Genomic DNA, 9844 nt, shown 5'->3' with positions numbered 1-9844 from the left:
CGTTGCCGAGCTCGGCGATCAGGTCGGTGGCCGCGCCGGCGGACCGGGTGTCGTTCCAGAGCAGGGCGGGACGGACGACCTGGCCGGCCTCGTCGAGGCAGACCATGCCGTGCTGCTGGCCGCCGACGGCGACCGCCGCGACGTCGTCCAGGCCGCCGGCCGCACCGATCGCCTCGGTGAGCGCGGCGTCCCAGGCGGCGGGGGCCACCTCGGTGCCGTCGGGGTGCTTGGCGCGCCCCTCCCGGACCAGCTCCCCGGTGTCGGCGTCGCGTACGACGACCTTGCACGACTGCGTCGAGGAGTCGATCCCGGCGACCAGCGTCATGTGTCCGTCCCGTCCTGCTCTGTCAGTTCGTGCGGGTCAGCGGGCGCCGAGCACGTGCTCGACCATCAGCTGGTCGATGCGGACGACGCCCGCGCCGCGCTGGGCGACGGCCTCGGCGTCGAAGTCCTCCAGCGCCGAGCGGTCGTTGAGCAGCTCCTCGTAGCCGCCCTCGCCGAGGGTCGGGGTGCGCAGCTCGTCGACCTTGGCCGCGGCCAGGGCCTCCTGCACCTCCGGGTCGGCGCGGAACGCGGCGGCGCGCTCCTTGAGCAGCAGGTAGGTGCGCATGTTGGCGGCGGCCGAACGCCACACGCCGTCCATGTCCTCGGGGCGACCCGGCTTGTAGTCGAAGTGCCGCGGGCCGTCGTAGGACGGGCCACCGAGCGCCGGGCCGTTCTCCAGCAGGTCGACGGTGCTGAAGGCCTGCAGCAGGTCGCCGTGGCCGAAGACCAGGTCCTGGTCGAACTTCGGCCCGTGCTGGCCGTTGAGGTCGATGTGGAACAGCTTGCCCAGCCACAGCGCCTCGGCGATGCCGTGGGTGTAGTTGAGGTTGGACATCTGCTCGTGGCCGACCTCGGGGTTGATCCCGACGAGGTCCTTGTGCTGCAGCTTGTTGATGAAGGCGATCGCGTGCCCGATCGTCGGCAGGAAGATGTCGCCACGGGGCTCGTTCGGCTTGGGCTCCAGGGCGAACTTCAAGCCGTAGCCGCGGTCCTCCGAGTACTGCGCCAGGGTGTCGATGGCCTCGGCGTAGCGGTCCAGCGAGGCGAACAGGTCCTTGGCGACGTCGACCTCGGTGCCCTCGCGACCGCCCCACAGGACGTAGGTGTGGGCGCCCAGCTCGGCGGCCAGGTCCATGTTCCGCATGACCTTGCGCATCGCGAAGCGGCGGACCTCGCGGTCGTTCGCGGTGAGGCCACCCTCCTTGAACACCGGGTGGCTGAACAGGTTGGTGGTCACCATCGGGACGACCAGGCCGGTCTCCTCGATGGCGCCGCGGAAGCGCTTGATGATCTCGTCGCGCGCGGCGGCGTCGCTCCCGAAGGGGATCACGTCGTCGTCGTGGAAGGTGACGCCGTAGGCGCCCATCTCGGCGAGCTTGTGCACCGACTCGACGACGTCGACGGGCTTGCGGGTGTTCGAGCCGAACGGGTCGGTGCCGGTCCAGCCCACCGTCCAGAGGCCGAAGGTGAACTTGTCCTCGCGGGTCGGCTTCAGGTCGCTCATCAGATGTCCTCCGGGACGGTCGACGATTTGTTTTGCACTAGAACAATAACCCAGTTCACACGTATTCTCGACGGGTGGCCCCCGAATCGCTAGGCGCGCGTCCGTCGTCGGTGCGCGCCGCCAACCTGGGGCTCGTGCTGCGCACCGTGTGCGCCGCGGACGAGCGCCCGTCCCGGGCCGACATCGCCGCCGCGACCGGCACGACCCGGGCCACCGCGGCGCGGCTGGCCGACGACCTGGTGGCCGCCGGCCTGCTCGACGAGGTCGAGCGGACCCCCACCGCGCGGCGCGGTCGCCCGGCCACCCCGCTGGCCCCCGGCTCCCGGTTCGCCGCGCTCGGCCTGCAGGCCGACGCCGCCCTGCTCGTCGCCCGGGTGCTGGACCTGCGCGGCCGGGTCGTCGCCGAGCGGGTCGAGGACGGCGACTTCGCCGGCAGCGAGCCCGGGCCCACGCTCGACCGGCTCGGCGCCCTGGCCGCCCGCCTGGTCGCCGACCTGCCTCCGGACCTCCACCTGGTCGGTGCCGGTCTGGCCCTGCCGGGCATCGTCGACGTCGCCACCGGTTCGCTGCTGCGTGCCCCGAACCTGGGCTGGTCCGACGAGCGCCCGGCCGAGCGCCTGGCGCGCTGGCTGCCACCGGGCCTGGTCCCGCTGCTGGGCAACGAGGCGGACCTCGCCGCCCGCACCGTCGCCGAGGCCGGACCGGGCCGCCCCGGCACGCACCGCGACTTCCTCTACCTGTCCGGCCAGATCGGCGTCGGCGGCGCGGCGGTCCTCGGCGGCCGGGTGATGACCGGCAGCTCCGGCTGGGCCGGCGAGGTCGGCCACGTCTGCGTCGACCCGGACGGGCCGGCCTGCCGCTGCGGGTCGACCGGCTGCCTGGAGCAGTACGCCGGTCGCGACGCCCTGCTGGCCGCCGCGGGTCTCCCCCGGGGCACCGCGCCGGCCGTGCTGGCCGAGCGCGCCGCCGCCGGCGACCCGGCCGCCGGAGCGGCGCTGGACACCGCCGCGTGGGCGCTGGGCATCGCCCTGGCCGGGGCCCTCAACGTGCTGGACATCCCGGTCGTGGTGCTCGGCGGCCACCTGGGCGAGCTCGGCGACCTGCTGTGCCCGCGGGTGGCCGACCACCTGGCCCGCCGGGTGCTGTCCGCCCGCTGGCGCCGGCCGACCATCGCCTCGGCCGCGAACGGGCCGGGCGCCGGTGCGACCGGCGCGGCGCTGCGCGCCCTCGAGGACGTCCTGGCCGACCCGGCCGCGTGGCTGGGCCGGCCGGACGTCCCCGCCTGACACCGCCGGGCTACTTCCCGAAGCCGGCGGTGAGGCCGCTGAGCAGGTAGCGCCGGGCGAACAGGTACACGAGGAAGATCGGGACGAGGGACAGCGTGACCGCTGCGAGCAGACCCGGCACGTTGGTGCCGAACTGGCTCGAGAAGGTCGTCAGGCCCAGGGTCAGCGTGCGCTGCTCCGGGGACTGGGTGAGCACCAGCGGGAACAGGTAGCCGTTCCAGGCACCCATCGCCGTGAACACCGAGACCGTGGTGATGGCCGGCTTGGCCAGCGGCAGCACCAGGTTGCGGAGCACCCCGAGGGCCCCCGCGCCGTCCAGGGTCTGCGCCTCGTACAGCTCGTTGGGGATGTCGCGCAGGCTGTTGGTCATCACCAGCAGCGAGACCGGCAGCGCGAAGGCCGCGGTGGGCAGGATGATCGCCAGCAGGGTGTCGTACAGGTGCAGCTGGTTGATCATCAGGAAGATCGGCACGATCACCGCCTGCGCGGGCACCGCGAGGCCGACGAGCATCAGCGAGAAGCCGCGCTGCACCAGCGTGCTGGTGCTGCGGGCCACCGCGTAGGCCGCCGGGACGGTCAGCACGATGACGATGGCCACCGTCGCCACCGTGACGATGACGTTGTTCAGGAAGTAGCGCCCGAAGCCGCCCTCGAACACCGACCTGTAGTTGTCCAGCGTCGGGGAGCCCGGCGGGGTCAGCGGGTTGTCGGTCAGGTACGTCTGCCGGGTCCGCAGGCTGCCGCTGACCAGGTAGTAGATCGGCACGATGACCAGCACGAACCAGACCAGGGCGAGGACGCCGGCCAGCCAGTTCGGCCGCTCCCGGCCGATCTTGCGCCGCTTGGCGCCGGTGACCGGGCCGTCCGGGTCGGTGGACGCCGGCACCCTCGCCGTGGGGATGCCGGACTGGGTGAGGCTCACAGACCCTCCTGCTGGCTGGACATCGAGCGGAAGCCGGTCAGCCGCGTGACGGCGAGGGACAGACCCGCGCCGAGCACCAGCAGCACCACCGCGATCGCGCTGGCGTAGCCGTACTCGAACCCGCCGAACCCGGTCTGGTACATGTACAGCGGCAGGATGCGGGACGCCGTCCCGGGACCGCCGTTGGTGATGATCAGGATCGTGTCGAACGTGGTCACCGAGCCGACCAGCATGAGCACGGTCGAGGTGATCACCGTGTAGCGCATCAGCGGCAGGGTGATCCGGAAGAACTGCTTGTACCGGCCGGCGCCGTCGATGGTCGCGGCCTCGTAGATCTGGACCGGGATGCCGCGCGCCGCGCTTTGGTAGAGCAGCGTGTGGAACGGCACGTACTGCCAGGTCAGCACCCAGGCGACCGCGTAGACGACGATGCTGCTGTCGCCCAGGAAGTCGAAGTGGTCCAGCAGCGGGATGTGCCGGGTGACCCCGAAGTTCGGGTCGAAGATCGAGTGCCAGAGCAGCGCGATCGCGGCGGTGGACAGCAGCACCGGCAGGAAGAAGATCGAGCTCAGGATGGCCCGGTTGCGCTGACGGCCGGCCGCCCAGACCCCGATCATCAGTGCGATCGGGGTCTGGACGACCCACCCGAGGACCATGAACAGGAAGGTCAGCCACAGCGAGTGGCGGACCTCGGCGTCCTGGAACAGGCGCGACCAGTTCCCACCACCGGACAGGCTCGGGAAACCGAACCCGTCCCAGTCGGTGAAGCTGAGGTACACGACCAGCAGCATCGGCAGGACCGCGAAGATCCCGAAGAAGAGCAGCGCCGGCGTCATGTACCAGCCGCTGGGACGCTCCCGCCCCTTGACAGCCATGTCAGGTCCTCTGTGTTCTCGCTGGTGCGGTGACTCAGCCGGCCAGGGCCTTGACGAAGCCCTCCGGCGTCTGCTTCCCGTTGAACAGGTTGCTGAGCTCGGTGAGCATCTTGGTCGCCTCGTCGGACTTGAGGTCCTGGTCCCACGACAGCTGGAAGTTCTTCGCGTTCGACGTCATGTCGAAGATGGCCACGCCGTAGTCGGCGTTGTCCGTCTTGGCGATCTGGTCGCGCGCGTTCTTCAGCGGCATCACGTCGCCGGCCTTGATCAGGTCGGAGACGTAGGTCGGGTCGTTGACCGTCTTGGCGACGTAGTCCAGCGCCGCGTCCTTGGACTTGGAGTCCTTGGTGACGGAGTAGAAGTTGGACACGTTGCCCACCAGGTTCGACGGGTCGCCCTTGCCGCCGTCGATGGCCGGGAAGGCCCCGTACCCGAGGTTGCCGGCCTTCACGAAGTCGGGGCTCTGGCCCAGCTGGTTGGTGTACTCCCACGAGCCCATCAGGTGGAAGCCCGCCTGGTCGGTCGCGAGGATGGTCGAGGCGCCGCCCACGTCGTAGCCCACCGACTGGAACTTGTTGCCGAACGCACCCCGCTTGATGAGGTCGTTGAGCATCGTCATCGCCTGCACGACCTCGGGCTGGTTCCAGCCGCCGTTCTTGCCGTCGCGGATGTTCTGGAAGACCTCCGGGCCGCCGACGCGGTCCAGCAGGTACTCCGCCCACATCAGCTCGGTCCACGACTGCGAGCCGGCCAGGGCGATCGGGGTCACGCCCTTGGCCTTGAGCGCGTCCACGTCGGCGAGCAGCTCGTCCCAGGTCTTCGGGGACTCGCTGATGCCCGCGGACTCGAGGACCTTCTTGTTGTTGAACAGCAGGACCGGCTGGACACCGCGCATCGGCAGGCCGTAGGTCTTGCCGTCGAACTGCGCACCCGCGGCGACGCTGGGCAGGAACGCGTCCTTGAGCTCCGGGTTCTTGTCCAGGAGCGGGGTCAGGTCCTCGATCTTGCCGGCGTCGACGTAGGGCTTGAGGTTGCCGCCACCCCAGTTGAAGAAGACGTCGGGCGCCTTCGAGCCGTTGATCGAGGTGCGCAGCTGCTGCTTGTACGGGTCGTTGGCGAAGGTGACCAGCTTGGCCTTGCCGTCGCCGTCCTTGTTGAAGCGGTCGATCGAGGCCTGCTCGATCGGGTTCAGCGTCGTGTCCTGGAGCGCCCAGACGGTGGCAGCGCCACCACCGGAGCCGCCGGAGGTGCTGTCGGAGCCGCAGGCGGCGACCAGGGCACCCGCCAGGACAAGGGTCGTGGCCGACATGGCCACGCGGATCGAGCGACGGGAAGTCATCCCACGCCACCTTCCTGTTTCGTCGTTGAAAACCGAAAGTTTCGAACGGTTGCGAGAACGTAAGCCCGCTCACGCTGGAGTGTCAACGCCACACGTCGTAAGCGTGGCCGGTTCGTGACCCGGAGCGGAACCGGACTGTAACCACTGCGCAACGAGCACCGTCCGACGGTTCCGGTTCGTCGAAACTTTCGTTACGCTGCACCTCCGCGCCGACGGCGCTGCGGTCCGATCGGCTCCCCTCTGGCGGAGCCGGCCGGGCCTGACCGACGAGGACCGAGAGGTGGGACAGTGCCGCCCCATCCCGTGGGCCGACCCACGCTGGCGAGCATCGCCGCGGCGGCCGGCGTCTCGCTGCCCACCGTGTCCAAGGTGGTCAACGGCAAGCAGGACGTCTCGGCCGCCACCCGCGACCGCATCCAGGCGCTGCTCGAGCAGCACAACTACGTGCCCGTGGCCCGCAAGGGCAACGAGGACCTGCTGGTCGACGTCGTGCTGCCGGCGCTGGAGAGCCCCTGGGCGATCGAGATCCTCCGGGGCATCACCGAGAGCGGCCTCGAGGTCGTCGTCAACACCCTGGCGCGCCCGGTGGGCAAGGACTGGGTGCAGTCGCTCATCGCCGGCGGACGGCGGGGCGCCCTGGTGGTCACGTCCCAGCTGACCGCCGCCGACCAGCGCCGGCTGGGCCGCTCCAAGCTGCCGGTCGTCGTCATCGACCCGGTCGACATGCCCGGCCAGGACGTGCCGAGCGTGGGCGCCACCAACTGGGCCGGCGGGCTGGCCGCCACCGAGCACCTCATCGAGCAGGGGCACCGGCGGATCGCCGTCATCGGCGGCCCGGAGCCCTACCTGTGCAGCCGGGCCCGCATCGACGGCTACCGCGCCGGGCTGGAGCGGGCCGGCATCGCCGTCGACCCCGAGCTCGTGCGGCACGGCACCTTCCGGCACCAGGGCGGCTACGACTCCGCGCTCGCGCTGCTGGAGCTGCCCGACCCGCCGACCGCGGTGTTCGCCGGCAGCGACGAGCAGGCCTTCGGCGTGATGGAGGCCGCCCGGGTCAAGGGCCTGCGGGTGCCCGACGACCTCTCGGTCGTCGGCTTCGACGACCTGCCCATGGCCCGGTGGAGCTCCCCGCCGCTGACCACGGTGCGCCAGCCGCTGGCCGACATGGGCCGGATGGCCGGGCAGATGCTGCACGACCTGATCAACGGCCAGACCCTGCCCACCCAGCGGCTGGAGCTGGCCACCACCCTCGTCCCCCGCGCGTCGACCGCCCCGCCGCGGGCCTGAGACCCGCCTCCCGACGACCCGGCAGCGCGTGGCGCGGCACCCGCGCCACCGCGACGCCTCCACCGGCGACCACCCCGCCGGTCCGCACGACCCCCTCAGGAGAACCACGCTGTGACCGAGTCCTCGGACCCCACCACCCCGGAGGCCGCTCCCGTCTGGAGCGACCCCTCCCGCCCGATGCCCGAGCGGGTCCGCGCCCTGATGGACGCGATGACCATCGAGGAGAAGGTCGCCCAGCTCTACGGCGTCTGGACGCAGATCTCCGACGGCGAGGAGGTGGCCCCCAACCAGCACGAGTTCTCCGAGCTGCTCCCCCCGTGGGACGAGCTGACCAAGCCGGGTCTGGGTCAGCTGACCCGCATGTTCGGCACCGGGCCGGTCGAGCCCGGCACCGGCGCCCGGGTGCTCGCCCAGACCCAGCGCGGCATCGTCGAGAACTCCCGGCTGGGCATCCCGGCCATCGCCCACGAGGAGTGCCTCACCGGCTTCACCGCCTGGCAGGCGACGGTCTTCCCGACGCCGCTGGCGTGGGGCGCCTCCTTCGACCCGGCCTCGATCCAGACCATGGCCGCCGGGATCGGTGAGCTGATGCGCTCGGTCGGCGTCCACCAGGGCCTCTCCCCCGTGCTCGACGTCGCGTTCGACCACCGCTGGGGCCGCACCGAGGAGACCATCGGCGAGGACCCGTACCTGGTCGCGGCGCTGGGCACCGCGTACGTCCGCGGCCTGGAGAGCACCGGCATCGTCTCCACCCTCAAGCACTTCGCCGGCTACTCCGGCTCCGGCGCCGGCCGCAACCACGCCCCGGTCCGGATGGGCGCCCGCGAGTTCGCCGACGTCGTCCTGCCGCCGTTCGAGACCGCGCTGCGCGAGGGCGGCGCCCGCTCGGTGATGAACTCCTACGCCGCGGTCGACGGCGTGCCGCCGGCGGCCGACCCGTCGCTGCTCACCGACCTGCTGCGCGGCCGCCTCGGCTTCGACGGCGTGGTCGTCGCCGACTACTTCGCCGTGTCGTTCCTGGAGACCACCCAGGGCGTCGCCGGCTCCCCCGGTGAGGCCGCCGCGCTGGCGCTCACCGCCGGCATCGACGTCGAGCTGCCCACGGTCCGCTGCTACGGCGAGCCGCTGCTCGAGCAGCTGCGCGCCGGCGAGTTCCCGGTCGAGGTGATCGACCGCGCCGTGGAGCGCGTGCTGCTGCAGAAGGGCGAGCTCGGCCTGCTCGACGCCGGCTGGGACCCCGAGCCGGAGGTGCTGAAGGCCGGCCAGGAGCCCGACTTCGACCCGCCGCACATGCGCGAGCTCGCCCGCACCATCGCCGAGCGCTCGGTGGTGCTGCTGGCCAACCGGGACGGCGCGCTGCCGCTCCAGACCCCGTCGAAGGTCGCTGTCGTCGGCCCCGCCGCCGACGAGGTGCTGTCGCTGATGGGCTGCTACGCCTTCCCGAACCACGTGGGCGTGCAGCACCCCGACATGCCGCTGGGCATCGAGCTGCCGACCCTGCTCGACGCCGTCCGCACCGAGTTCCCCGACGCGGCCGTGAGCACCGCCCGGGGCTGCGCCGTCCAGGGCGGGGACCGCAGCGGTTTCGCCGAGGCGGTCTCGGTCGCCGAGGACGCCGACGTGGTGCTCGCCGTCCTCGGTGACGTGGCCGGGCTGTTCGGCCGCGGCACGTCCGGTGAGGGCTGCGACGCCGACGACCTGCGGCTGCCCGGCCTGCAGGGCGAGCTGCTCGACGCGCTGCTGGCGACCGGCAAGCCCGTCGTGGTCGTGCTGCTCACCGGCCGGCCGTACGCGCTGGGCGCGGTCAAGGACCGTGCCGCGGCGATCGTCCAGGCGTTCTTCCCGGGCGAGGAGGGCGCGGGTGCGGTCACCGGCGTCCTCAGCGGCCGGGTCAACCCCTCGGGCCGGCTGCCCGTGTCGGTGCCGAACACCCCGGGCGGCTCGCCGGCCACCTACCTGCACGCGCAGCTGGGCGGCAAGAGCGGGATCTCCTCGGCCGACCCGACGCCGGCCTTCCCGTTCGGCTTCGGCCTGTCCTACACCTCCTTCGAGGTGGCCGACCTCGCGGTGTCCGCCGACGAGCTGCCCACCGACGGCGCGGTCACCGTGTCGGTCACGGTGCGCAACACCGGCGAGCGCGACGGCGCGGAGGTCGTGCAGCTGTACGTGCACGACCCGGTGGCCAGCGTCGCCCGGCCGGTCCGGCAGCTCACCGGCTTCGCCCGGGTCGAGCTGGCCGCCGGCGAGGCCACGCGGGTGTCGTTCACCGTGCACGCCGACCGGACGTCGTTCACCGGCCGGGACCTGCAGCGGATCGTCGAGCCGGGCGAGCTCGTGCTGCAGGTGGGCACCTCCAGCGAGGACCTGCCCCTGCAGGCCGCCGTCCAGGTGACCGGGCAGACCCGCGTGGTCGGCACCGACCGGGTGCTCAGCACCCCGGTGGAGATCGCCGCGCTGTAACCCGCTCTGCACGACGACGGCCGGCGTCCCCTGTGCGGGCCCGGGTCAGCCGCTCCTGACCGGCCGGAGGCACTCCACCGGGTGACCCCTGCGCCGCTGGTCAGGAGCCCGAACCGGCCGGAACGG

Annotated in this window: 8 protein-coding genes; 3 read left to right on the top strand and 5 right to left on the bottom strand. The window is 72.1% G+C overall.

All coding sequences use genetic code 11. The features are described 5' to 3' along the window. Positions 1–325 (bottom strand): FGGY family carbohydrate kinase (locus AB0J00_RS21455; RefSeq protein ID WP_357749007.1); only part of this gene is annotated, 325 nt, incomplete at its 3' end. 36 nt (positions 326–361) lie between these two features. Continuing rightward, positions 362–1549: a xylose isomerase gene (xylA, locus tag AB0J00_RS21450; RefSeq protein WP_357749005.1), complete on the bottom strand. Its 1188-nt coding sequence runs from the start codon at positions 1547–1549 to the stop codon at positions 362–364. Between the two features lie 74 nt (positions 1550–1623). Here xylA and AB0J00_RS21445 point away from each other — a divergent pair, with 74 nt between their 5' ends. Continuing rightward, positions 1624–2835 carry an ROK family protein gene (locus AB0J00_RS21445; RefSeq protein ID WP_357749003.1) on the top strand — a complete coding sequence of 404 codons (1212 nt, stop codon included), beginning with the start codon at positions 1624–1626 and terminating at the stop codon, positions 2833–2835. A 10-nt stretch (positions 2836–2845) separates the two neighbouring features. On the opposite strand, the gene AB0J00_RS21440 is transcribed toward AB0J00_RS21445, so the two are convergent. The 3 genes from AB0J00_RS21440 to AB0J00_RS21430 are packed head-to-tail and all read right to left on the bottom strand — an operon-like array spanning position 2846 to position 5971. Then, positions 2846–3757: a carbohydrate ABC transporter permease gene (locus AB0J00_RS21440; RefSeq protein ID WP_357749000.1), complete on the bottom strand. Its 912-nt coding sequence runs from the start codon at positions 3755–3757 to the stop codon at positions 2846–2848. Beyond that, positions 3754–4632, bottom strand: coding sequence for a sugar ABC transporter permease (locus AB0J00_RS21435; RefSeq protein WP_357748997.1), 879 nt, complete (start codon positions 4630–4632; stop codon positions 3754–3756). The genes AB0J00_RS21440 and AB0J00_RS21435 overlap by 4 nt, the downstream gene beginning before the upstream one ends. 34 nt (positions 4633–4666) lie before the next feature. Next, on the bottom strand, positions 4667–5971 hold the full coding sequence (locus tag AB0J00_RS21430) for an extracellular solute-binding protein (RefSeq protein WP_357748994.1): 1305 nt from the start codon (positions 5969–5971) through the stop codon (positions 4667–4669). A 303-nt stretch (positions 5972–6274) separates the two neighbouring features. On the opposite strand from AB0J00_RS21430, the gene AB0J00_RS21425 reads away from it, so the two are divergent. After that, a complete protein-coding gene (locus tag AB0J00_RS21425; RefSeq protein WP_357748991.1) occupies positions 6275–7258 on the top strand; it encodes a LacI family DNA-binding transcriptional regulator in 984 nt (327 codons plus the stop codon). Positions 7259–7369: 111 nt separating this feature from the next. Then, positions 7370–9718 (top strand): glycoside hydrolase family 3 N-terminal domain-containing protein, encoded by a 2349-nt coding sequence (locus tag AB0J00_RS21420; protein ID WP_357748988.1) that lies wholly within the window; start codon positions 7370–7372, stop codon positions 9716–9718. Positions 9719–9844: the final 126 nt, after the last annotated feature.

This window comes from Modestobacter sp. NPDC049651, from assembly GCF_040659695.1.
Classification (GTDB): domain Bacteria; phylum Actinomycetota; class Actinomycetes; order Mycobacteriales; family Geodermatophilaceae; genus Modestobacter.
The sequence above is the reverse complement of the archived record's forward strand: the minus strand, read 5'-3'. Positions and strand labels throughout refer to the sequence as shown.

Excerpts from the sequence above, each read along its gene's own strand:
- AB0J00_RS21435 (WP_357748997.1), bottom strand. The coding sequence starts at position 4,632 with ATGGCTGTCAAGGGGCGGGAGCGTCCCAGCGGCTGGTACATGACGCCG.
- AB0J00_RS21430 (WP_357748994.1), bottom strand. The coding sequence starts at position 5,971 with ATGACTTCCCGTCGCTCGATCCGCGTGGCCATGTCGGCCACGACCCTT.
- xylA (WP_357749005.1), bottom strand. The coding sequence starts at position 1,549 with ATGAGCGACCTGAAGCCGACCCGCGAGGACAAGTTCACCTTCGGCCTC.